Source organism: Pseudomonas sp. GW821-FHT02B10, from assembly GCF_059421865.1.
The window spans coordinates 379558-401913 of record NZ_JBWKVU010000005.1 but is presented as its reverse complement, the minus strand read 5'-3'; the positions used below and the strand labels follow the sequence as shown (position 1 = coordinate 401913).

The 22356-nt window shown below is 63.5% G+C and carries 18 protein-coding genes; 6 read left to right on the top strand and 12 right to left on the bottom strand.

Translation table 11 applies throughout. The annotated features are described in order from the left end of the window. The first annotated feature begins 1 nt into the window (after nt 1). The gene (locus AC07VU_RS14580) at nt 2-229 is read left to right on the top strand and encodes a hypothetical protein (RefSeq protein WP_037004964.1); all 228 of its coding nucleotides are present in this window, start codon (nt 2-4) and stop codon (nt 227-229) included. A 59-nt stretch (nt 230-288) separates the two neighbouring features. On the opposite strand, the gene AC07VU_RS14575 is transcribed toward AC07VU_RS14580, so the two are convergent. From AC07VU_RS14575 to AC07VU_RS14530, 10 genes are all read right to left on the bottom strand, one after another. Continuing rightward, on the bottom strand, nt 289-3312 hold the full coding sequence (locus tag AC07VU_RS14575) for a multidrug efflux RND transporter permease subunit (protein WP_457274741.1): 3024 nt from the start codon (nt 3310-3312) through the stop codon (nt 289-291). Nucleotides 3313-3325: 13 nt separating this feature from the next. After that, on the bottom strand, nt 3326-4477 hold the full coding sequence (locus tag AC07VU_RS14570; RefSeq protein ID WP_457274740.1) for an efflux RND transporter periplasmic adaptor subunit: 1152 nt from the start codon (nt 4475-4477) through the stop codon (nt 3326-3328). Nucleotides 4478-4613: 136 nt separating this feature from the next. Continuing rightward, complete coding sequence (locus AC07VU_RS14565) at nt 4614-5711, bottom strand: DUF1513 domain-containing protein (protein ID WP_495030059.1); 1098 nt, start codon at nt 5709-5711, stop codon at nt 4614-4616. Between the two features lie 2 nt (nt 5712-5713). Continuing rightward, a complete protein-coding gene (locus tag AC07VU_RS14560) occupies nt 5714-6778 on the bottom strand; it encodes an imelysin family protein (RefSeq protein WP_053262432.1) in 1065 nt (354 codons plus the stop codon). Between the two features lie 30 nt (nt 6779-6808). Continuing rightward, entirely contained in the window at nt 6809-8236 is a 1428-nt protein-coding gene (locus AC07VU_RS14555; RefSeq protein ID WP_123572569.1) for a di-heme oxidoreductase family protein, read from the bottom strand. Nucleotides 8237-8549: 313 nt separating this feature from the next. Then, nucleotides 8550-9893: an imelysin family protein gene (locus AC07VU_RS14550; RefSeq protein WP_495030058.1), complete on the bottom strand. Its 1344-nt coding sequence runs from the start codon at nt 9891-9893 to the stop codon at nt 8550-8552. Between the two features lie 163 nt (nt 9894-10056). Further along, nucleotides 10057-12108, bottom strand: a complete 2052-nt coding sequence (locus AC07VU_RS14545; protein WP_007929764.1) for a putative bifunctional diguanylate cyclase/phosphodiesterase — start codon at nt 12106-12108, stop codon at nt 10057-10059. Between the two features lie 305 nt (nt 12109-12413). Beyond that, nucleotides 12414-13010, bottom strand: a complete 597-nt coding sequence (locus tag AC07VU_RS14540) for a superoxide dismutase (protein WP_007929765.1) — start codon at nt 13008-13010, stop codon at nt 12414-12416. A gap of 440 nt (nt 13011-13450) precedes the next feature. After that, nucleotides 13451-14053 carry a LysE/ArgO family amino acid transporter gene (locus tag AC07VU_RS14535; RefSeq protein ID WP_053262430.1) on the bottom strand — a complete coding sequence of 201 codons (603 nt, stop codon included), beginning with the start codon at nt 14051-14053 and terminating at the stop codon, nt 13451-13453. Between the two features lie 5 nt (nt 14054-14058). Further along, the gene (locus AC07VU_RS14530; protein WP_102678500.1) at nt 14059-14460 is read right to left on the bottom strand and encodes an ACT domain-containing protein; all 402 of its coding nucleotides are present in this window, start codon (nt 14458-14460) and stop codon (nt 14059-14061) included. A gap of 96 nt (nt 14461-14556) precedes the next feature. Here AC07VU_RS14530 and AC07VU_RS14525 point away from each other — a divergent pair, with 96 nt between their 5' ends. From AC07VU_RS14525 to AC07VU_RS14510, 4 genes are all read left to right on the top strand, one after another. Further along, nucleotides 14557-15450 (top strand): LysR family transcriptional regulator ArgP, encoded by an 894-nt coding sequence (locus tag AC07VU_RS14525; RefSeq protein ID WP_009045339.1) that lies wholly within the window; start codon nt 14557-14559, stop codon nt 15448-15450. 84 nt (nt 15451-15534) lie between these two features. Further along, the gene (locus tag AC07VU_RS14520) at nt 15535-16527 is read left to right on the top strand and encodes an NAD-dependent epimerase/dehydratase family protein (protein ID WP_277589492.1); all 993 of its coding nucleotides are present in this window, start codon (nt 15535-15537) and stop codon (nt 16525-16527) included. Between the two features lie 106 nt (nt 16528-16633). Further along, nucleotides 16634-17470: a hypothetical protein gene (locus tag AC07VU_RS14515; protein ID WP_062824802.1), complete on the top strand. Its 837-nt coding sequence runs from the start codon at nt 16634-16636 to the stop codon at nt 17468-17470. 133 nt (nt 17471-17603) lie between these two features. Then, entirely contained in the window at nt 17604-18440 is an 837-nt protein-coding gene (locus tag AC07VU_RS14510; protein ID WP_037035532.1) for a cache domain-containing protein, read from the top strand. Nucleotides 18441-18490: 50 nt separating this feature from the next. Here the strand turns inward: AC07VU_RS14510 and AC07VU_RS14505 are convergent, their stop codons facing one another. Continuing rightward, nucleotides 18491-20008, bottom strand: coding sequence for an MDR family MFS transporter (locus tag AC07VU_RS14505; RefSeq protein WP_277589491.1), 1518 nt, complete (start codon nt 20006-20008; stop codon nt 18491-18493). A 77-nt stretch (nt 20009-20085) separates the two neighbouring features. Next, nucleotides 20086-21270 carry a 4-hydroxybenzoate 3-monooxygenase gene (gene pobA / locus AC07VU_RS14500; RefSeq protein WP_274304478.1) on the bottom strand — a complete coding sequence of 395 codons (1185 nt, stop codon included), beginning with the start codon at nt 21268-21270 and terminating at the stop codon, nt 20086-20088. Nucleotides 21271-21456: 186 nt separating this feature from the next. On the opposite strand from pobA, the gene AC07VU_RS14495 reads away from it, so the two are divergent. Further along, the gene (locus AC07VU_RS14495) at nt 21457-22347 is read left to right on the top strand and encodes a helix-turn-helix domain-containing protein (RefSeq protein WP_053262424.1); all 891 of its coding nucleotides are present in this window, start codon (nt 21457-21459) and stop codon (nt 22345-22347) included. The last annotated feature ends 9 nt before the right edge of the window (nt 22348-22356 follow it).

The window sequence follows — 22356 nt, the reverse complement described above, 5'->3', positions numbered from 1 at the left end:
GATGAAGCTCGAAATTGCACGAGGTTTGTTTTTAGTAGGAGCCTTGGCAGTTGCATCCTTGGCGGTGGCTGCCTGGGAGCAGCCACGCATGGAAGTCCTCAGCACGGCGCAGGGTGATGCGCATTGCCCGTTGCCACGGGTCGTCAAGACGACCCAGGGAGCCCAGCCCGATCGTGACCTGTTGTTGTTCATGTTCGGCCTGACTCAGGGAATGAGGCCACAGAGTTGAAGACCATCAAGCCCGATAAAAAGGCCTCGCATCGCGAGGCCTTTTTTATTGCGCGTCCTTCACTTGTCCGACCTGGCCAGCAGGGTGTAAATGCAAGGCAGCACGAACAGGGTGAACAGGGTGCCGATCGACATTCCCGTGGCGATCACCGTGCCGATGTCGAACCGGCTGACCGCGCCGGCACCCGTGGCCAGGATCAGCGGCACCATGCCGAAGACCATCGCCGCGGTGGTCATCAATACCGGCCGCAGGCGAATGGCCGCGGCAGCTTCCACGGCCTCGCGCGGCGTCAGTCCCTGGTCCTTGCGCAGCTGGTTGGCGAACTCGACGATCAGGATCCCGTGCTTGCTGATCAGGCCGATCAGGGTCACCAGCCCGACCTGGGTATAGATGTTCATGCTCGACCAACCGAGAAACAGTGGGATCAAGGCCCCGCAGATCGACAGCGGCACCGTCACCAGGATCACCACCGGATCGCGGAAACTCTCGAACTGCGCCGCCAGCACCAGGAAAATGATCGCCAGCGCCAGGCCAAAGGTCACCCATAGCGCACTGCCTTCCTGGACGAACTGTCGTGACGCCCCGGCATAGTCGAAGGCGTAGCCTGGTGGGGTCTCTTCCTCGGCGATCTGGCGTACGGTATCGATCGCTTCACCCATGCTCACGACCGGGAATCCGGAAATGGTCGCGGCGTTGAGTTGCTGGAACTGGTTGAGCTGTCGCGGGCGGGCCCGATCGTGGACGCTGATCAGGGTCGACAGCGGCAGCGCCTCGCCCTTGGCGTTTTTCACGTAGTAGTTGTTCAGCCATTCGGGGTTGTCGCGATAAGGCCGTTCGACCTGGGCAATGACCTTGTAGCTGCGTCCCTCGATGGTGAAGCGGTTGATTTCCGCCTCGCCGAGCAAGGTGGCAAGGGTTCCGCCCAGGTCCAGCATCGACACCCCCATCTGCGCCGCCTTGGCGCGGTCGATGTCGACCACCACTTCCGGCTTGTCGAAGGCCAGGTCGATATCGACAAAGGCGAACTTGCCCGATTCCATGGCGCGCTTCTTCACCCGGTCGGACAGTTCCAGCAGCGACTCGTAATCGTTGGGGCTATTGATAATAAAGGCGAACGGCAGCCCTTCGCCGGTGCCCGGCAGGGACGGCAGGTTGAAACCGAAGACCTGCAGCCCGGCGATGCCCGCGAGCCGGGCCTGGACTTCGGGCAGGATCTGCATCTGCGTGCGCTTGCGCTCGTTCCAGGGCTTGAGCAGGAAGCCGCCGATACCCGATTGCACGCCGTTGAAGCCGTTGATCTGGAACGAGGAGTAGTACTCGGGGAACGTCTTGAAGATCTCCAGGAACTCGTCGGTGTAGGCGTTGAGGTAATCCAGGTTGGCCGGTTGGGGCGCGGTGGCCATCATGAAAATGATGCCCTGGTCCTCGTCCGGGGCCAGTTCCGACTTGGTGAAGGTGAGCAGGGCCGGGATCAGGCACAGCACGATCAGGGCGAACACCAGGACCACCGGCCGAGTGTTGAGGGTGCCATGCAGCAGGCTCTGGTAGCGGCGCTTGAGGCTTTCGAAAATCAGGTCGAGGCGGTGGGCCAGGCCGCTGGGGTTTTCATCGTGGCGCAGTAGCAGGGCGCACATCATCGGCGACAGGGTCAGGGCGACGATGCCGGAAATCACCACCGCGCCGGCCAGGGTCAGGGCGAACTCTTTGAACAGCGCCCCGGTGAGCCCCTGCAGGAAGCCGATGGGGGCGTAGACCGCCGCCAGGGTGATGGTCATCGACACCACCGGCATGGCGATTTCCCGGGCGCCTTCGAGGGCCGCGTCCAGTGGCGTCTTGCCTTCCTCGATATGGCGGTGGATGTTTTCCACCACCACGATCGCATCGTCCACCACCAGGCCGATGGCCAGCACCATCGCCAGCAGGGTCAGCAGGTTGATCGAGTAGCCCATCAACTGCATGAAGAACATCACGCCGATCATCGACAGCGGAATGGTCACCACCGGGATCACCACCGAACGCAGTGCGCCGAGGAACAGGAACACCACTACGATCACAATCAACACGGCTTCGAACAGGGTCTTCACCACCTCGTTGATCGAGGCCTGGATGAACAGCGTGGCGTCGTAGGCGATCTCCGACTTGAGGTTGGGCGGCAACTGGGCCTCCAGCTCCGGCATGATCTTGCGCACCTCCTTGATCACGTCCAGCGGGTTGGCGTTGGGGGTTGCCTTGATGCCGATATAGACCGAAGGAATGCCGCCAAAGGAGCTGATGGCGTTGTAGTTCTCCGCGCCCATCTCGACCCGTGCCACGTCGCTGAGCAGCACCCGGCTGTCACCCTCGGTCCGCAGGGGAATGGCGGCGAAGGCCTCGGCGGATTTCAGTTCGGTGCTGGCGTTGATGCTGGTGACCACGTACTCGCCCTTGACCTCGCCGGCCGCGGACAAAAAGTTGTAGCGGCGCACCGCGCTAGTCACGTCGCCGGCGCTCAGGCCATAGCCGGCGAGCTTGACCGGGTCCAGCCACAGGCGCATGGCGAACACCTGGTTGCCGAGAATCTCGGCCTCGGCCATGCCCGGCAGGGTTGCCAGCTTCGGCTGGATCACCCGCGACAGGTAGTCGGTGATCTGTGGGTTGTTCAGCTCCTGGCTGAAGAAGCTGATGTACATCAGCGCCGAGGCGTCGGCGGCTTCCTTGCTCAGCACCGGGTCCTCGGCGTCCTGGGGCAGCTTGTTCTTCACCTCGTTGGCCTTGGCCAGCAGCTCGGTGAACAGGCGGTCGCTGTTGGCGCCGATGCGGGCGTAGACCGAGATCACCGAGAAGTTCTGGCGGCTGACCGAGGTCATGTAGTCGATCCCCTCGGCGCTGGCCAGGCTCTGCTGCATCGGCTGGGTGATATAGCCCTGGATGGTCTCGGCGTTGGCTCCGGGGTAGGCGGTGGTGACCGTGATCAGGGCGTTTTCCATCTGTGGGTACTGGCGCAGCGGCAGTTTGCTCCAGGCCTGGAAGCCCAGCAGCACGATCAGCAGGCTGACCACGGTGGCCAGCACCGGACGACGGATGAACGGATCTGTAAAAGCCATGAGGATTCCTTGATCAGTTCGCGCGTGGCTGGCCGCTCTGTTCGGGGGGTAGCATCTTGTCCGGGGTGATGGCGATGTGCGCGCCATGGTCCAGCTTGATCTGCCCGGCGCTCACCACCTGTTCGCCGCTGCGCACGCCCTTGTTGATCAGCACCAGGCCGTTGCGCCGTTCGCCGGTTTCGATGAAACGCCGCTCGGCGACCAGCACCGGCTGGCCCTTGTCGTCTTTCTCGGGGCTACCATCAGCGGCCTTTTTCTCGGCCACCACGTACAGCGAGTTACCGTACAGGGTGTAGGTGATGGCGCTCTCCGGTACCACCACCCGGGGCTGCGGATCGGGCAGCAGCACCTGCAGGTTGGTGAACATGCCCGGCAGCAGCTTGCCGTCTGGGTTGGCCAGGGTGGCGCGCACCTGCACGTTGCGCGTGGTGTCTTCGACCTTGGGGTTGATGGCGCTGATGGTGGCGCTGAACTGCTCCTCCGGATAGGCGGAGACCATCACGCTGACCGATTGGCCCAGGGCGATTTTCGGCACGGCCTGTTCCGGGACGAAGAAGTCCACGTACAGGCTGCTGAGGTCTTGCAGGGTGGCGATCACCGTGCCGCTGGCGAGGTAGTCGCCGACATCCACATGGCGAATGCCGATGGTGCCGCTGAAGGGCGCGAGCAGGCGTTTTTTCGCCAGCGAAGCCTTGAGCTGATTGACCGTGGCCTTGTTCTTTTGCAGCAGTGCCGACAAGCGATCGTATTCGCCACGGGAAATCGCCTGGCTGCCCACCAGTTGGCTGCCGCGGCCGAAGTCCAGCCGGGACAGGCCCAGGTCGGCCTGGGCGGTTTCCAGCAGGGCGCTTTCCACGTCGCTGTCGAGTTGCAGCAAGGGCTGCCCGGCGCTGACCTTCTGCCCGGACTCGAACTGCAGCTCCTTGACGGTCCCGGCCACTTCCAGGCTGAGGTTGACCCCCTGCAGGGCCTTGAGGGTGCCGACCGTGGGCAGGCGGGTTTGCCACGGTTGTTCGCGAGCCGTGGCCACGGCCACGCTGATCGGCGGCTTGGGCACCGAGAAGAGCTTGACCTGCTGATAGATGGAGAAGGCCTTGTAGCCTGCCAGCAACAGCACGATCAGCAGGACGACACCCAACATGATAAACATGCGGCGACGCAGCATATTCCGGTTCCTTGGAAAACGAAGCTGGGAAAACCAAGCTGATTGCCGAAGACATTACTCCGACTTTTCGGGGGCTTCCAGATGACAGTCCGGTCATCCAGAGTCCTGTTTTCCAATCCTGCGCGGCGGCGAAAAACTAGACCAGGTGCAAATGGTTGTCCCAGAGCCCTGCCGGCAAATCCAGGGGTTTTGCCACCAGTTGTTTCTGGCGACAGTCATAGAAGCGGCAGCGCCCCTGGCCCGAGGTCACGACAAAACCATCCGCCACCGCACCGACCCCGGCACAGTCCGGCAAGGGCGCGTCCAGGCGCACTTCGGCGCTGTCCAGGTCCCAGATGAAAAAGCGGTTGCCGCGCGGGGCGGTGAGGGCCACCAGGCGCAGTTCGCTGTGCACCGCGACGCTGGCGGTGTAATGCCCCATCGCCTGCAACTGGTGCTCGGCCACCGGGAAGGCCTGGAACGGTTGGCCCGGGCGCTTGATCGCCAGCAGTTGCGACGACTCATGGACGTCACCCATGAACTGCTGGCCGGTGACGATGGTGCCGTCGCCGGCGATGCCCATGTGGCGCACGCTGTTCATCTGCTGGGCCAGGGTTTCCTTGCTCAGCAGGTTACCGTCGCGCTGCATCAGCACCAGGCTCGGTTCCATGGCGTCGAGGTTCATCTCGACGCGGCTTTCTGCTTCGGTGCGAATCCCGCCGTTGGCCACCACCAGGGTTTCGCCGTTCGGCATCCATGACACCTGGTGCGGGCCGATACCGTGGGTCGGGATCTCGCCGCTGTGCACCAGGCGTTCGCCCTCGAACCGGTATACCCCGAGCAGGCCACGACCCGGATCGCTTGTGTCGTTCTCGGTGGCGTACAGCCAGTCGCCGCTCTTGTGGATCACCGCGTGGCCATAGAAGTGCCGGTTCGGCTGCGAGGCCAGGGTTTGCAGGAGGGTGCCGTCGCGCAGGTCGATCAGGTAGCTTTCGGTGCCCGGGCGACGGGCGACGAACAGGGCGATCGGCAGCGTCGGGTGGTTGACGATGTCATGGCAGCGTTGACCGACCCGGGTGGCGAACACTTGCGTGCCGTCCAGGCGATAGCCGACGGCGTAGTGCTTGCCGTCGCCGTCATCGCGCGCCGAGAGCAGCAGCGGGCCTTGGTCCTTGTGCTTGAACAGCGTCCAGCCACCCAGCGTGACGGCGCTCAGCAGCAGGCTGCCGAGTGCCAAAGCCTGACGTCGCAGCATGATCAGTCACCGTCGTTGGCGTTGAAGCCCAGTTGGATGCCCAGTGCCTTGGCCAGTTCGCCTTCGTGCAGGCGGTGGACGACGTTGAGGCTGTCGTAGATATCGTTCAGTTGCTGGCGGCCGGCGTCGTCGGCCAGCAGCTCGGTCAGCGAACGCTGGGTGCTGGCGAACAGCTTCAGCGAGGCGGTGTAGGCGGCGTCGATCTTGTCGGCCAGCGGCTTCTGCTCGGCCGGCAACAGGCCGCGCAGGCCCTTGTTGTCGACCCCGGCCCAGACGGTCTGGGCCGCGGCGAGGCTGGCTTCCAGGCTCTGCATGGACGACTGGCTGCGCCAGGCGTCGGCCTGGAACGGCTGTGGAATGCCCTTGCTCTGACGGCCCATCGGCGTGCCGAGCTTCTTCTTCAGGGTGTCCAGCGCGGTGACCTGGACCCGCAGCAGGTCGGCGATGGCCTCATGGGAGTCGGCGTAGCGCTGGTTGGGGAACTTGCTCATCTGCGCGAGCATGCCGTCGCTGGTGTTCCAGCGCGACAGGATCTCTTCGGCGAGCTGCTTCTGGCGTTCGCCAATGGCGCTCAGCAGCGGGCAGTAGCGGGCTTTCTGCTCGCTGTTGGCCATGTCGATCTTGCTGTCGAACAGGATGTATTCGTAGGCGGAGAGGCCTTGCACCACGACGCTGGACTTGGCCAGGGCGGCGGCGTCGATCTGCGGCGTGGCGCTGACCAGCTGTTCGACCTGACGGCCGACCAGGTTCTTCTTGTCCGGCCAGAACTGCACTTGCCAGGAGCGGTTGCCCTCGGCCAGCGGCCCGATCAGCAAGGGTTGCAGTTCGGCCCAGGCTTTCTGCGCGTGCAGGAAGTCGGCACGGGCGGTGTCCAGGCTTTGCTTGCCTTCACAGAAGGCCAGGGCGCTGATCGCCAGCTGGCGGTCGGCTTCGACCCAGCGGCTGTAGGTCGGCAGGATCACCTGTTTGGCGATGGCCGCCGAGGTCACGGCTTGTGGGTCCTGCGGCGAGCAGGCGCCCAGGGCGAGCGCGGCAAGGCTGGTGAACAACAGCTTGGGACGGAACATGTTCGGGCTCCCGTTTCTTGTAAGAAGGCGTTAAAGAGAATTCAGGAATGCCAGCAGCGCAGCGCGCTGTTCGGCATTGAAGGATAAAACCTGTCGCTGCGCCGCCTGGGCCTCGCCGCCGTGCCAGAGCACGGCTTCGAGCAGGTTGCGGGCGCGACCGTCATGCAGGAACTGGGTGTGGCCGCTGACCGTTTCCGTCAGGCCGATCCCCCACAACGGCGGCGTGCGCCAGTCGCGGCCGCCGGCCTGGAATTCGCTGCGGTGGTCGGCCAGGCCTTCGCCCATGTCGTGCAGCAGCAGGTCGCTGTAGGGGCGGATCACTTGGTTGGCCAGCTCGGGTTCCGCGGCGTCGGCGGCGGTGGTGAACCGGGGGGTATGACAGGACTGGCAGCCGGCCTGATAGAACAGGTTCTTGCCGGCCAGCACCTGTGGCGAGCCAACCTCGCGCCGCGCCGGTACCCCGAGGTTGCGGCTGTAGAACAGCACCAGGCGCAGGATGTTGTCGCTGACTTCCGGTTCGCCATCCGGCCCGTTGCCGTTGGGGGCTTGCTTGCAGGCGGTCTGGGCGTCGGTGCAGTCATCGAAGGGTCTCAGGCTGGTGGTCAGGCCCATATCACCAGAGAACGCGTGAACATTTTGTTGATTGAGGTTGGGTTGTCCGGCTTTCCAGCCAAAACGCCCGAGTACGGTCTTTTGCTGGGCATCGTCCCAGACCCGGTTCGGCCGTCCGGCAATGCCATTGCCAGCCTTGGCTTGCGCTTGGGCATTGGCCAGGATCGCCGCCTCGGGGATGGCTTCGAGCAGGCCCAGGCCGATCATCGGCGGCGCCACGCGGGCCGAGAAGCGGGTGTCGGGATGCATCGGGCCATAACCGAGCTGGGTGATCTGCAGCTTCGGCTTGCGCAGTTCGACTTCGCTGCCGTCCTTGAAGCGCACGGTCAGCGGCTCGTACTCGACCCGCACCTTGCCTTCCGGGGCGACGCCAGGCACCGCCATGTCCTGGAACTGCCCGCCATACACCGGCTCGGGCACTATGCCCAACTGCTCGATGACCTTGGCGTAGGCCGGCTCATTGGGGATCGACAGGCGCACCAGCATCGACACGGCGTTATCCGAGTCGGGCGTCGGCGGGTGGCCGCGGCCGTCCTTGATATGGCAGTTCTGGCAGCCGTTGGTGTTGAACAGCGGGCCCAGGCCATCGCGGGCGGTGGTGGTCGAGGGGGCGATCACCCAGGGGCTGCGGAAGAAACTGTTGCCGACGCTGAAGTCCAGGCGCCGGGTCGGCGACAGGTTGGCCGACGGCATGGAAAAGGCGTTCTGGTCGCTCTTGCGCACGGTCGCTTCACCGCCGGAACGCGCTTCGCCCGGCTCGGCCTGGGTAAAACGCGGGGCGTCATCGCAGGCACTCAGGCTCAAGGCCATGAACAGCGCAGACCAGCGAAGCAGCGACGGGGGCATCGGATATCCTGCAGGACGAGCAAAACAAGGGCGCAAAGTCTAACAGGGCAGGGGAGTTTGAATAAGAGGAATTATCGTTCCGCTTGACGTGGGACAACGCAAGCGAAGCCTGCCTGTCCCTGTCCCCCGGCTCTGGTCTGGTCCTGTAGCCGCTGCCGCAGGCTGCGATCGCCACCGAAGGGGGCGCAGGGTTTCAAGATCGCTGAAGGCCTGCGGCCTTATCGCAGCCTGCGGCAGCGGCTACAGGGGCCGCGTCATAGACAGGCACAAAAAAGGCGACCCGAAGGTCGCCTTTTCATTCCCGCAACAGTGATCAGAACTCGTGATCGGCGTTGTCCGGGTTCAGGTCGCTGATGCCCAGCTTGCCCGCGGCCTGTTCGATCGAACCGGTCTGCTTGACCAGCGCGGCGATGGCGTCACGCACGATCTGGTTGCCCGCGTCGTTGCCGGCGGCGATCAACTGGTCGTAGTGCTCACCCTTGTTGGCGTGATCGACCATGACCTGGATCTTGGCTTCGGTGGCGGCCAGGTCGGCCTTCAATGCGGTGTCGGCGGCCGGGTCGATTTTCGCCACCAGCGACGACAGGCTGGCGCCGGTCAGCTTGGTGCCGTCGACGCGGGTGTATTCGCCCAGGTACACGTTGCGGATGCCCTTGGCATCGTAGAAGTGCGAGTTGTGGGTGTTGTCGCTGAAGCAGTCCTGCTCGTCTTCAGGGGAGTTGGCTTCCAGGGACACCTTCATGCGCTCGCCCGCCAGTTCGCCCAGGGACAGACTGCCCATGCCGAACAGCATTTTGCGCAGGCCGCTTTCAGCCGGCTCGGCTTCCAGGGTGGCGCGGTAGTTGTCGGCCACGTTCGGCTTCCAGTTGCCGACCATTTCTTCCAGGTCGTTGACCAGTAGTTGGGTCACGGCTTTCAGGTAGGCACGGCGACGGTCGTTGTGGCCGCCGGTGGCGCCGGCGCCTTCCAGGTAGTCGGAAGCCGGACGGTTGCCGGCGCCAGGGCCGGTGCCGTTCAGGTCCTGGCCCCAGAGCAGGAACTCGATGGCGTGGTAGCCGGTGGCGACGTTGGCCTCGGAACCGCCCAGCTCGTTGAAGCTGGCGAGTTTTTCCGGGGTGATGTCCTTCACGTCGACCTTGTCTTCGCCGACCTGGACTTCAGTGTTGGCGATGATGTTGGCGGTGGCGCCCGGGTTACCCAGCGCGTGCTCGTAGGACTTGTCGACGTAATCGATCAGGCCTTCGTCCAGCGGCCAGGAGTTCACCTGGCCTTCCCAGTCGTCGACGATGGTGTTGCCGAAGCGGAACACTTCGCTCTGCAGGTAAGGCACGCGAGCGGCGACCCAGGCAGCCTTGGCGGCTTTCAGGGTGTCGGCGTTGGGCTTGGCGAGGAAGGCGTCGATCGCGGTCTGCAGGGTCTTCGCGGTGGATTCGGCATCGCTGTACACGGCGAAGACCATGTCGGCGTAATGCGCGACGACCGCCTTGGCTGCCGCTTCATCGACCTTGCCGGCCGCAGGAGCGGTGGCCGGGGCTGCGGTGCTGGCAGCTGGGGTAGCGGCTTGCGGCGCGGCAGCCTGGTCTTTGCCTTCGCCGCAACCGGCGAGGGAAATAGCGATGGCCAACAGACTGGCGGTAGCCAGAGGCATACGAATCATGGCGAACATCCTGCTTCGAGAGAGGGGTGGAGTGGCGCGGGGGATGCGCAAAACTGCGACATAATGCGAAAGATTTGCATTATGTGTAAAGGGTTGTGGTTGTAAATATTTCCTATTCAGGAAGCGATTGCGCTGGATCAGGCTTATGCGCGCAATCGGGTCTTCAGAGGATGGCCGCGTTACTGCGCTGGGCCTGTTTCAGGTAGGCGCTCAGCTCCCGTGCCGGCAGGGGTTTGCTGTAGTGATAACCCTGACCTTCGTGGCAGCCTTCGGAGATGATATAGGCCTCTTGTTCGGCGGTTTCCACGCCCTCGGCGATCACCTGCATGCCCAGGCTTTTGCCCAGCTGGATGATCGCCCGCACGATGGTCGCATCGTCGTCGTCATCCAGCAGGTCCTGGACGAAGCTCTTGTCGATCTTGATCTTGTCCAGCGGCAGGCTCTTGAGGTAGCTCAGGGACGAGTAGCCGGTACCGAAGTCGTCGATGGCGATCAGCGCCCCCGAGCGGCGCAGGCTCAACAGGTGCTGGGCGGCGGTGCTGATGTCTTCCATCAGGCCGGTTTCGGTGACTTCCAGCTCCAGGCTGCGCGGCGGCAGGCGATAGATCTGCAGCAGGTTGTTGACCACCCGCGGCAGCTCGGCGTGGTGCAGTTGCACGGTGGACAGGTTGACCGCCATGCGCAGGTCGCTGAAGCCCAGGTCATGCCATTCGCGCAGTTGGCGGCAGGCCTGGTCCAGCACCCATTCGCCGATGGCGATGATGGTGCCGTTCTGCTCGGCCAGGGGAATGAACAGGTCCGGCGGGACGAAGCCGTGTTCCGGATGCTGCCAGCGCAGCAGCGCCTCGACCCCGACCACCCGATGATCGCGGTAGCTGATCTGCGGCTGGTAGACCAGGTGGAACTGCTCGCGGCTCAGGGCTTCGCGCAGGTCTTTTTCCAGTTCGCGGCGCCGGCGCATCTCGCTGTCGACGCTGGCGATATAGAACTGATAACGGTTGCGCGACCGGCTCTTGGCCAGGGTCATGGTCTGCTCGGCTTTCTGCAGCAGCTTCTCGGTGCTGTCGCCGTCTTCCGGGAACAGGGTGATGCCGATGGTGGCGCGCAGGCGGATTTCCTGGTGATCAAGGGCGAACGGTGCTTCCAGGTCGTCGAGAATGCTCTGCGCCAGTTCGGCGGCTTCGTAGGGTTGTTCGATATCGGCCTGGACCAGGGCGAACTGGTCGCCGCCAAGGCGGGCGAGGGCGCCCAGGCGGCCACTGTGGGCCCGCAGGCGATCGGCCAGGGCCAGCAGCAACTGGTCGCCGGTCTGGTAGCTGAACTGTTCGTTGATGCCCTTGAAGTCGTCGAGGCCGACACAGAGCACCGCGACCCGGCGTTGCAGGCGGCCGGCGTCGATCAGGATCTTGTCCAGTTGCTGCTGCAACTGCTGGCGGTTGGGCAGGCCAGTTAGGAAGTCGTACTGGGCCATGCGCAGCAGGCTGTTTTCCGCTTCATGGCGCAGGTGCGTGTTGCGTTCGATCGATGCCAGCAACTGGTTGGCGGTATTGATCCAGATTCCCAGCTCGTTTCGCTCGTGGCCCTTGAGCAACGGGATCTGATGTTCGCTGGGGCGGTCCGGATTGATGGTGGTCAGGTGCTCGATGATCCGCGACAGCGGCTTGGTCAGCAGCCAGTGGTAAACCAGGTACAGCACCAGGCCCATGGCCAGGGCGCGCAGTACGCCGGAAATGAAAATGATCACCGAGCTGACGATAAATCCCTGGCCGTAGGTGGCCGTGTCGAGGGTGATGCTCAGGTCGCCGTAGTATTCGCTGTAGGGCCCGCGACCCACCAGTTGGGTGGTGAAGGTGCGCTCCTTGCCGAGGATCAGATCGGTCAGCCAGCGGCTGGGGGAATTCTGCAACTCACGGGTTTTTTCCGCGAGCATGGTTTCGTTGGGATGGCCAATGGAGGCCATGCGCACAGCATCGTCCTGGAACAGGCCTTCGATGACTTGCATGCCCATTTCGCGGTCCAGGCTGTAGACGGCCTGGGTCGAGGGGTCGCGAAACATGTCGAGAATGCGCTGGGCATCATTAGCGACCGCCTGCCGAGTCTTATAAGCATCGAAGACGATTTGTGCGCAGCTCAGCACTACGCCCACTATCAGTGCCGACAGCAGCACAACCCGGAGCAACTTCACCGACAAGCTGTTTTTGAGTTCCAGCTTCAAAGGGTTATTCCTTGTTCCGTGCGGGTAGCGTCAAGTTGCCATGAGTATTGGCAATCCCGTGATGGCAGTCAAAGGGACAATCAGGCCCAGGATATTTCACCTGTAGGCTTGGTTGGAATGCCGGGAGCCAGCATATCCGCGCTTATCGGTTATATGTCGGTAGCCAAGCCTTGCAACTTGAGGGACGGCGGAGATTTTTTAGCTGAATAGAGAGATTAGTCCGCCGGGCTGGCACGGCAAATCTGGCCCTTGCCGGTAAAACGAAAAAACCCGGCAATGCCGGGTTTTTTTGACTGCAAACGGGCTTAGGCGACGAAGGTCTTGCCTTCGAACTGCTCGGCCACGAATTTCCAGTTGACCAGGTTCCAGAACGCTTCGACGTACTTTGGACGCAGGTTGCGGTAGTCGATGTAGTAAGCGTGTTCCCAGACGTCGCAAGTCAGCAGCGGGGTGTCGCCGCTGGTCAGCGGGTTGCCGGCGCCGATGGTGCTGGCAAGGGCCAGGGAGCCGTCAGCCTTTTTCACCAGCCAGCCCCAACCGGAACCGAAGGTGCCGACGGAAGTCTTGGTGAATTCTTCCTTGAACTTGTCGAACGAACCGAAAGCGGCGTTGATGGCTTCAGCCAGTGCGCCGGTTGGTTGACCGCCGGCGTTTGGCGCCAGGCAGTTCCAGTAGAAAGTGTGGTTCCAGACCTGAGCGGCGTTGTTGAAGATACCGCCTGAGGAAGACTTGACGATCTCTTCCAGGGTCTTGCCTTCGAACTCGGTGCCTGGCACCAGGTTGTTCAGGTTCACGACATAGGTGTTGTGGTGCTTGTCGTGGTGGTATTCCAGGGTTTCCTTGGAAATGTGCGGCTGCAGGGCATCGTGTGCGTAAGGCAGCGGCGGCAATTCGAAAGCCATGATGATTCTCCTAATCAGGTCAGTTGCGGTGAGCGCAAGGCCGATCACGGGCGGCCAGACAAGCGCCGGGGAGTTTGTACTCTTTGCGGCGCAGGGTTCGGATCATAGCACCGGGGGTGCGGCATAACCACGCAACAACTGTGTGGGATAGAGGTTCAAGGGGATGCCCTCGCTAAATGACGAAACGCGTTGGCGCTGTGATCGTGCCAGGCAAGGCGCGGGACGCAGAGGATGCTTTTTGCCTCTTCAAGTCCCGCAACGCAGCATGGCACGATCACAGCGCCAACCCGAAGGGCCGTCGCCCCGCAAAGCGCAATCCGTCGTTGTTCGTCGCTCATTTGGACCACCAAACCACGCTCCTCACGCCTAGTCTTGCGCTTTGCGGGGCGGCGGCGCGCTCGTCATTTAGCGAGGGCATCCCCTTAGCCTTTTGGAATAAATCACCCGGCGGTCATCAACTGGATCGCGACACTGAACATCATCACCGCCACCAGTAGGTCGAGAATGCGCCAGGTGCTCGGCCGTGCCAGCCACGGAGCCAGCCATGCGGCGCCGAGGGCGAGGGTGAAAAACCACAGCAGCGAAGCACTGGCCGCGCCGACCACATAGGCGCCGGGTTCGGTCTGTTGCGCGCCCAGCGAGCCGATCAGCAGCACCGTGTCCAGGTACACATGGGGGTTGAGCAGGGTCACCGCCAGCGCACTGAGCAGCACCGCGCGCAGCGAGCGCACGGTCTGGTTCTCGCCCTGTTGCAGGCTCTGCCTGGAACAGGCGCGACGCAGCGCCTGGCTGCCGTACCAGATCAGGAACGCGGCGCCGCCCCAGCGGGCAACCGCCAGCAGTGTCGGGCTCTGCGCCAGCACCGTGGCCAGGCCGAATACCCCGGCCGCCACCAGCAACGCATCGCAGGTCACGCACAGCACGGCCACCGGCAGGTGGTGTTCACGGCGCAGGCTCTGGGCCAGGACAAACGCATTCTGGCTGCCGATCGCCATGATCAGCCCGGCCGCCACCAGCAGCCCGTTAACGTAGCTCTGCCACATGGCGTTTACTCCTCGCCCGAGGCCAGTTGCCGCAGCACGCCCATGGCGCGTTCGGCATCGGCCTTACCGACAAACAGATGATCGTGGTAGTAGCCGGCAATCACGTTGCAGCTGATCCCGGCCTTGCCCAGGGCGCTGGCGAACGCGGCGGTCAGGCCGACGGCTTCCAGGGCCGAATGCACGTTCAGGGTGATCCAGGCCGCGACGTAATCGAAACCCAGCCCCAGCCGCTCGGCCTGCTGGCGCTCGAGGATCACCGTGAGTCCTTCCTGCTCGCGAAAGCTGCCCAGTACGTCGCTACCTTCGAGCAGCGCGCGATCGGCGATGGAGCAGAACACGTAGTCGCCGTGGTTGAGCTGCGGGCTCATGCTGCGCAGCAGGGTATCGAGGGAGGTTTCGCCAGCCATGAAAAAGGTCCTTGAACGAGAAAGCATGCTGGCTATTCTCTGGCGGCAGGCTGTATAAGAAAAACAAATATTACTGATCGCTCATTAGGAAAACTGATGTTCGACTATAAATTGCTGTCCGCCCTGGCCGCGGTCATCGAACAGGCCGGATTCGAGCGTGCCGCGCAGGTGCTGGGGTTGTCGCAGTCGGCCATTTCCCAGCGGATCAAGCTGCTCGAGGCGCGGATCGGCCAGCCGGTGCTGGTGCGGGTCACGCCGCCGGCGCCGACGGAAATCGGCCGGCGCCTGCTCAACCATGTGCAGCAGGTACGCCTGCTCGAACGCGACCTGCAGAGCCAGGTGCCGGCCCTGGACGAGGAAGGTTTGCCGGAGCGTCTGCGCATCGCCCTCAACGCCGACAGCCTGGCCACCTGGTGGGCCGAGGCGGTGGGCGACTTTTGTGCCGAGCAGCACTTGCTCCTCGACCTGATCGTCGAAGACCAGACCGTGGGCCTCAAGCGCATGCGCGCCGGCGAAGTGGCGGCCTGTGTCTGCGCCAGCGAGCGGCCGGTGGCGGGCGCCCGCAGTGTGTTGCTGGGTGCCATGCGCTACCGTGCCCTGGCCAGCCCGGCCTTCCTTGCACGGCATTTTCCGCAAGGCGTGCAAGCCGAGCGCCTGGCCCGCACGCCAGCCCTGGTGTTCGGCCCGGACGATTTCCTGCAGCACCGCTACCTGGCGGCACTGGGGGTCGATGGCGGGTTCGAGCATCACCTGTGTCCCTCGTCCGAGGGTTTCATCCGCCTGACCGAGGCCGGGCTGGGCTGGGGGCTGGTGCCCGAATTGCAGGTGCGCGACCAGTTGGCGCGGGGTGTGTTGGTGGAGCTTTTGCCAGATAAGCCGATCGATGTGCCGCTGTACTGGCATCATTGGCGCAATGGTGGCCAACTGCTGGGCCTGCTCACCGAGCACCTGGCGCGCTCTTCGGCGCAATGGCTGGTGCCGTTGGCGTGACGTCAGGCGTCAAGGCATCAGGCAATAGCTTTAAGCAATACATAGTGCGACAGGCATGAAACACGAAAGCAATCGGAGCAAGTCATGAAAATTCTGGTCACCGGCGCAAGCGGCTTCATTGGTGGACGCTTCGCGCGTTTTGCCCTTGAGCAGGGCCTGGATGTACGGGTCAACGGGCGTCGGGCCGAAGGTGTGGAGCATCTGGTGCGGCGCGGGGCCGAGTTCGTCCAGGGCGACTTGAGCGACGCGGACCTGGTGCGCGACCTGTGTCGCGACGTCGACGCGGTGGTGCATTGCGCGGGAGCGGTGGGGCTCTGGGGGCGCTATCAGGATTTTCATCAGGGCAACGTGCTGGTCACCGAAAACGTGGTCGAAGCTTGCCTCAAGCGCCATGTCCGGCGCCTGGTGCACCTGTCGTCGCCGTCGATCTATTTCGACGGTCGCGACCATCTGAGCCTGACCGAGGAGCAGGTGCCCAAGCGCTTCAAGCATCCTTATGCCGCCACCAAATACCTGGCGGAGCAGAAGGTGTTCGGCGCCCAGGAGTTCGGCCTGGAGGTGCTGGCGCTGCGCCCGCGCTTTGTCACCGGCGCCGGCGACATGAGCATTTTCCCACGCCTGTTGAAGATGCAGCGCAAGGGCCGCCTGGCGATCATCGGCAACGGCCTGAACAAGGTCGACTTCACCAGTGTGCAGAACCTCAACGAAGCGCTGCTCAGCAGTCTGCTGGCCAGCGGCTCGGCCCTGGGCAAGGCCTACAACATCAGTAACGGCGCGCCCGTGCCGTTGTGGGACGTGGTGAACTACGTGATGCGCCAGATGGGCGTGCCGCAGGTCACGCGCTACCGCTCCTTTGGCCTGGCCTACAGCGTGGCGGCCCTCAATGAAGGCTTCTGCAAGCTCTGGCCGGGCCGTCCGGAGCCGACCCTGTCGCGCCTGGGCATGCAGGTGATGAACAAGAACTTCACCCTGGATATCAGCCGCGCCCGCCATTATCTGGATTACGAACCTAAGGTCAGCCTGTGGACGGCCCTGGATGAATTCTGCGGCTGGTGGAAGGCCCAGGACATACGCTGAAAATAAACACTGAACCGAGTTCGGGGTTCAGGGTCGATCAGGGCGGCGGGTTAGCGGTTTATACTCGCCGCATTCAGCTATCACCGCGGTTTAGAAAGGTTGCCCCATGCGTAACGATGCCAACGACGACTTCGACGATGTTCCAAGCCTGCGTGCCGATACCCTCGACGATGATTTCCCGACCACCGCCGCGGGCCGCGCGCGTACTTCGGTGCATTCGCGCAGCGTGCCGGCAGCCAAGGTCAAGGCACCGAGTGCCGGGCCGCTCTGGGCGCTGGTCGGCGCCTTGTTCTTCGCCTTTATCGGCCTGGCCTGGTGGAGCTTCCAGCAGATCTCGCTGATGGAGCAGCAACTGGTCGCCACCCAGGAAAGTTTCGCCCGCATCAGCGAAGAAGCGGCGGGGCGCCTGCAGGATATTTCCGGCAAGGTGGTGGCCAGCCAGTCCAGCGTCAACAGCGACAGCGAAGCCTTGAAGTTGCAGATCAAACAGCTGGAAAGCCGCCTGCAGGACCAGGGCAAGCAGCAGCAAGGCGTGGCCGGGCAGGCCACGGACCTGGACAAGCGCCTGGCCCAGATGACCGCGCAAGCCACCGAGCAGCAGGCGGCCAATACCCAGTTGCAGGCACAGGTGAAAACCTTGGGCAGCGAACTGGCCGCCCTGAAAAGCGCGCCTGCCGACACCAGCAAGGTCGATGCCCAGTTCAAGAGCCTGAGCGCCGAGATCGCCGCCTTGAAGAAACAGGGCAACCCGAGCGCCGCCATCGAGCGTCTGGAGCAGGACATCATCGTGCTCAAGAGCCAGCAGGACAATCGTCCCGCCGCGGCCCAGGGCGGCACCAACACCGCCGAGTTCGACGCTTTCCGCGGCCAGGTCACTCGCAACATCAATACCCTGCAGAGCCAGATCCAGAACCTGCAGCAGCAGCTCAATACCCGCCCCTGACCCTGGCGACCTTCCCGCGCGTGGCGTGGGAAGGTCGCGGTTTTGCTTCTCGCCTCCCTGCTTCGCTGAATACTCGACCATATCCCGCAGCCGTCTACGCTCTTGAAACACCAACAAGAACGAGGGACGCGCAATGAGGGGATTGCTTAGAGCCACGGTGCTGGGAGGGTTGCTGATGTTCTGCGCCAGTCAGGTCCAGGCGGCGGACGATGCCACGGCGGCCAAGGCCCTGCTGGAGAAGGCCCTGGCCTATTACCACGACCACGGTGACAAGGCCTTCGCCGCGTTCAGCCGGCAGGGCGAGTTCGTCGACAAGGACCGTTATGTGTTTGTGGTCGACACCAAGGGGGTGATGCTGGCCAGTGGCGGGCCGTCGTCGGCGCTGATCGGCCGCGACGTTTCCGAGGTGCTCGGGCCGGATCTGCAAAAGGCCTTCAAGGACGCGCTGAAGATTCCCGAGGGCAATGGCATCCAGCAAGCCGAATACCGCTGGCAGAACTGGGCCGACGGCAAGGTCGAGCGCAAGCATGTGTATTACCAGCGGGTCGGCGAGCGGATCCTGGCGGTCGGCTATTACCTGCCACGGGCTTCCGCCGAGCAGGCCAAAGCCTTGCTGGACAAGGCGGCGACCGAACTGGTCAAGGATGAGAAGGGCACGCTGACAGCGATCAACTCGCTCAAGGGCGGCTTCCTGCAGGACGACCTGTATGTGTTCGTGGTCGATCTGGACAACCAGCGCTACGTGGCCCACGGCACCAATCTGCGGTTGATCAATACCGACTTCGGCAAGGTCAAGGACCCGGACGGCAAACCGGTGGGCGAGCCGATCCTGGCGCTGATGGCCACCCAGGAGCAGGGCGAGTATGAGTACCGCTGGAAGAACCCGGTGACGGCCAAGGTGGAAGACAAGCACGCCTACCTGCGCAAGGTCGGGCACTTCCTGGTGGCGGTGGGGTACTACAGCCCGTAAAGGTCGGTCGCCAGCCAGCTCGTCTGTGGAAGAGCTGGCTGGCGATGCCGTTATTTGACCTTGTCTTCGCGCCCGCGCAGCAGCGCGTTGGGCATGGCCAGCGCCGCCGCCAAGCCGAGCAACGACACCGCCGCGCTGACCATCAGCAAGTGTTTGAAGGTCAGCAGCAACTCAGCCCGCAAGGCTCCCTGTTCCGGACCCGGCGCGGCGTTCAGACCGTCGAGCAGCACATTGCCCGAGTGGCCTTCGCCGATCAGCGCCGAGCCGCTCAACTGGGCGAAGCTGGAATCCTGCAACAGCGCCAGCAACAGCGCCGACATCAAGGCCACGCCCACCGCACCGCCCAGGGAGCGGAACAGGTTGGTGGTGCTGGTGGCGACCCCGATGTCCCGTTGTTCCACCGAGTTCTGGCTGCCCACCAGCGACGTCGGGAACTGCATGCCCGAGGCAATCCCGCTGAACAACATGAACACACTGCTCAGCAGCACCGCCTGGGGCGGGCTGAAGGCCATGCCGAGAACGGTCAGTGGCATCAGCAGGGCACCACCGAGGATCATCGGTTTGTAGCGGCCGGTCACCGAGGTCATGCGTCCGGCGAAGTAGGCGCCCATCGGCAGGCCGATGGCCAGCGGCAGCAGGTGCAATGCCGCGCTGTCGGCACCGGCGCCGGTGACGCTCTGAAAGCGCAACGGCATCAGCACCGTCAGCGAGATGGCCTGGAAGCTGGTGAAGAACACCGTGCACCAGCACAACATGGCGTTGCGGTTGGCGAACAGGTGCATGGGCAGCAGCGGCTCTTGCGTGCGCCGTTCATGCCAGGCGAACAGGGCCAGGGTGACGACAGCACACGCCAGCAGGCCCAGCACTTCGCTGCTGCGCCAGGCGTGGCCCTGGCCGAAATGGGTGATCGACAGCAGCAGGGCCGTCAGGCCGATGATCATCAGCAGCGTGCCGAGGTAGTCGATGATCGGTTTGCGCTGCGGAATCGGCAGCCCGCGCAAGTTGCGCCTGGCCACCAGCCAGGCGCCCAGGCCCAGGGGCAGGTTGATCAGGAACACCCAGCGCCAGGACAGGTATTCGGTCATGTAGCCGCCGAGCACCGGGCCGGCGACGCTGGCCGCCGCGTACATGCTGCTGAAATAGCCCTGGTAACGCCCGCGCTCGCGGGGCGGCACGATGTCGCCGATGATCGCCTGGCTGACCGAAATCATCCCGCCGGCGCCGATGCCCTGGAAGATCCGCGCCAGGACCAGCTGTTCCATGTTCTGCGCCATGCCGCAGAACAGCGACGCCAGGGTGAACAGACCCATGCCGAACAGCATCAGCTTGCGCCGCCCGTAGAGGTCGCCGAGCTTGCCGTAGATCGGCACCGACACGGTCATGGCCACCATGTAGCCGGAAATCACCCAGGCCAGCAGGCTGACATCCTTGAATTGCGCGGAGATGGCGGGCATGGAGACCGCGACTATGGTCTGGTCCAGGGCGCCGAGGAAGATCGCCAGCATCAGGGCGATCAGTACGCTGCGAAGAGCCGGTTTGGGCTGGCCAGGCTGGTTGGGATTGGACACGAAATAACCTGCGGGCAGTGATTGACCCGCAGGGTGCAAGGCGAGCGGGAATGCTCGCCAGTGTACTCGATAGGCTCCTACTCGATAGCCTCGTAAGGAAGGCCGACGTAATTTTCCGCGATGGTTTTGCGCCCGGCCTCGGAGTCGACGAAGTACGCCAGCTCCGACTCGGCGATGCGCTGGCTGAAGTCGTCGGAGTCGGGGAAACGGTGCAGCATCGCGGTCATCCACCAGGAGAAACGCTCGGCCTTCCAGATCCGCCGCAGGCAGATTTGCGAATACTTCTGCAGCAGGTCGGTGCGCTGCTCGCGGTAGACCTTGAGCAGGATGTTGAACAGCGTGCTGACATCGCTGGCGGCCAGGTTCAGGCCCTTGGCCCCGGTGGGGGGCACTATGTGCGCGGCGTCGCCGACCAGGAACAGCCGCCCGTATTGCATCGGCTCGACCACGAAGCTGCGCAGCGGCGCGATGCTTTTCTCGATCGACGGCCCGGTCACCAGGCGTTCGGCCAGCTCCTCGGGCAGGCGCCTCTTGAGCTCGTCCCAGAAACGTTGATCGGACCAGTCGGCGACATTTTCCTCTGCCGGTACTTGCAGGTAGTAGCGGGTGCGGGTGGTCGACCGCATGCTGCACAGGGCAAAGCCGCGTTCGTGGCGGGCATAGACCAGTTCGTCGTGGACCGGTGGGGTGTCGGCGAGAATGCCGAGCCAGCCGAACGGATAGACGCGTTCGAAAACCTTGAGCTTGTCGGCCGGGATCGACTGCCGGGCGACCCCGTGGAAGCCGTCGCAGCCGGCGATGTAGTCGCAGTCCAGGCGATGGGGTTCGCCCTGGTAATCGAAGGTCAGGTAGGGCTGGTCGCTCTGCATGTCGTGAGGACGCACGTTGTCGGCCTGGTACAGGGTCCGGGCGCCGACGGCCTGGCGGGCTTGCATCAGGTCGCGGGTGACTTCGGTCTGGCCGTAGATCGTCACGCTCTTGCCGCCAGTGAGGGCGTGCAGGTCGATGGCCACCCGACGGCCGTCGAGGGCCAGTTCGAAGCCGCCGTGCACCAGGCCTTCGGCGTCCATGCGCTGGCTGACCCCGGCCTGGCGCAGCAGGTCGACCATGCCTTGTTCCAGTACCCCGGCGCGGATGCGCCCGAGTACGTAATCCGGGGTTTGTCGTTCGAGGATCAGGGTATCGATGCCGGCCTTGTGCAGCAGTTGGCCGAGCAGCAGTCCGGAGGGGCCGGCGCCAATGATGGCGACTTGAGTTTTCAGGGTTTTCATTGTTTTTATGACTCGCAAGCTTCATGCGAACAGGTTCGCTGACTGATTTTTATGTTTCGAGTGCCTGCATTTTTCACTTGTGATGCTGTCAGTTGAAGGTGAAAACTGAGCCGATACCTGTTCATTTCACCAATCGGTGCGATTATCGCCCGTCACCCAGAGGCCTGGATTGCAGTTATGAATAAGCCTGCCTTGCCTTCAATTCCGGTGTTCAAACTCTATGGGGAAAGCCTGGATTGGCCGACACCGGACCTGCTGCACTGCGAAACCATTTCCAAGCGCAGCCGCGAGCACCATTGGGAAATCAAGCCGCATCGGCATGCCGATCTCTGTCAATTACTGTTCGTGCATCGCGGCCAGGCCGAGCTTGAGATCGAAGGCCAGCGCACGCTGCTGGGGGAGTCGGCGCTGCAGATCCTGCCGGCCCTGTCGGTGCACGGCTTTCGTTTTTCCGAAGACATCGACGGTTATGTGGTGACCCTGGCGGCGCCCTTGATGGCCCATCTGCAAGCCCAGCTGGGGCACTCGGTGAATGCCCTGGCCGTAGCCGAGAGCTACCCGGCGGGCGCCGACGGCGACTACCTGAACAGCCTGTTTGCCGCGTTGCAGAACGAGTACCAGGGGCGTGAGCCGGCGCGGGAAATGCTCATGCACTCGCTGGTCAGCGTGATCATGGTGTGGGTCAGCCGCCAGGCGATCCGGCGCCGCAGCGCCAGCCAGCGACCGCAGCGGGCGCGGGAGTATTTCAATGGCTATATCCAACTGGTGGAGGCCCACTATCGCGAGCATGTGAAGGTCGAGGACCTGGCGCACAAGCTGGGGATTTCCGTTTCCCACCTCAATGGCACCTGCCGCGAACTGGCGGGCCAGCCGGCCCTGCAGATCATGCATGAGCGTCAGCTGCTGGAGGCCAAGCGCCTGCTGACCTACACCAGCATGACCATCTACGAGATTTCCGACACCCTGGGGTTTTCCGATCCCACCAACTTCACCCGTCTGTTCCGCCGCCGAGTCGGGATCTCGCCCAAGGCTTTCCGTGACCGGCTGAAGACCGATCACGAACCGTGACGCCGCGCG

What these genes read in the sequence shown, in the direction of transcription:
- AC07VU_RS14580 (WP_037004964.1), top strand. Translation starts at nt 2, where the DNA reads ATGAAGCTCGAAATTGCACGAGGTTTGTTTTTAGTAGGAGCCTTGGCA.
- AC07VU_RS14575 (WP_457274741.1), bottom strand. Translation starts at nt 3,312, where the DNA reads ATGGCTTTTACAGATCCGTTCATCCGTCGTCCGGTGCTGGCCACCGTG.
- AC07VU_RS14570 (WP_457274740.1), bottom strand. Translation starts at nt 4,477, where the DNA reads ATGCTGCGTCGCCGCATGTTTATCATGTTGGGTGTCGTCCTGCTGATC.
- AC07VU_RS14565 (WP_495030059.1), bottom strand. Translation starts at nt 5,711, where the DNA reads ATGCTGCGACGTCAGGCTTTGGCACTCGGCAGCCTGCTGCTGAGCGCC.
- AC07VU_RS14560 (WP_053262432.1), bottom strand. Translation starts at nt 6,778, where the DNA reads ATGTTCCGTCCCAAGCTGTTGTTCACCAGCCTTGCCGCGCTCGCCCTG.
- AC07VU_RS14555 (WP_123572569.1), bottom strand. Translation starts at nt 8,236, where the DNA reads ATGCCCCCGTCGCTGCTTCGCTGGTCTGCGCTGTTCATGGCCTTGAGC.
- AC07VU_RS14550 (WP_495030058.1), bottom strand. Translation starts at nt 9,893, where the DNA reads ATGATTCGTATGCCTCTGGCTACCGCCAGTCTGTTGGCCATCGCTATT.
- AC07VU_RS14540 (WP_007929765.1), bottom strand. Translation starts at nt 13,010, where the DNA reads ATGGCTTTCGAATTGCCGCCGCTGCCTTACGCACACGATGCCCTGCAG.
- AC07VU_RS14535 (WP_053262430.1), bottom strand. Translation starts at nt 14,053, where the DNA reads ATGTGGCAGAGCTACGTTAACGGGCTGCTGGTGGCGGCCGGGCTGATC.
- AC07VU_RS14530 (WP_102678500.1), bottom strand. Translation starts at nt 14,460, where the DNA reads ATGGCTGGCGAAACCTCCCTCGATACCCTGCTGCGCAGCATGAGCCCG.
- AC07VU_RS14525 (WP_009045339.1), top strand. Translation starts at nt 14,557, where the DNA reads ATGTTCGACTATAAATTGCTGTCCGCCCTGGCCGCGGTCATCGAACAG.
- AC07VU_RS14520 (WP_277589492.1), top strand. Translation starts at nt 15,535, where the DNA reads ATGAAAATTCTGGTCACCGGCGCAAGCGGCTTCATTGGTGGACGCTTC.
- AC07VU_RS14515 (WP_062824802.1), top strand. Translation starts at nt 16,634, where the DNA reads ATGCGTAACGATGCCAACGACGACTTCGACGATGTTCCAAGCCTGCGT.
- AC07VU_RS14510 (WP_037035532.1), top strand. Translation starts at nt 17,604, where the DNA reads ATGAGGGGATTGCTTAGAGCCACGGTGCTGGGAGGGTTGCTGATGTTC.
- AC07VU_RS14495 (WP_053262424.1), top strand. Translation starts at nt 21,457, where the DNA reads ATGAATAAGCCTGCCTTGCCTTCAATTCCGGTGTTCAAACTCTATGGG.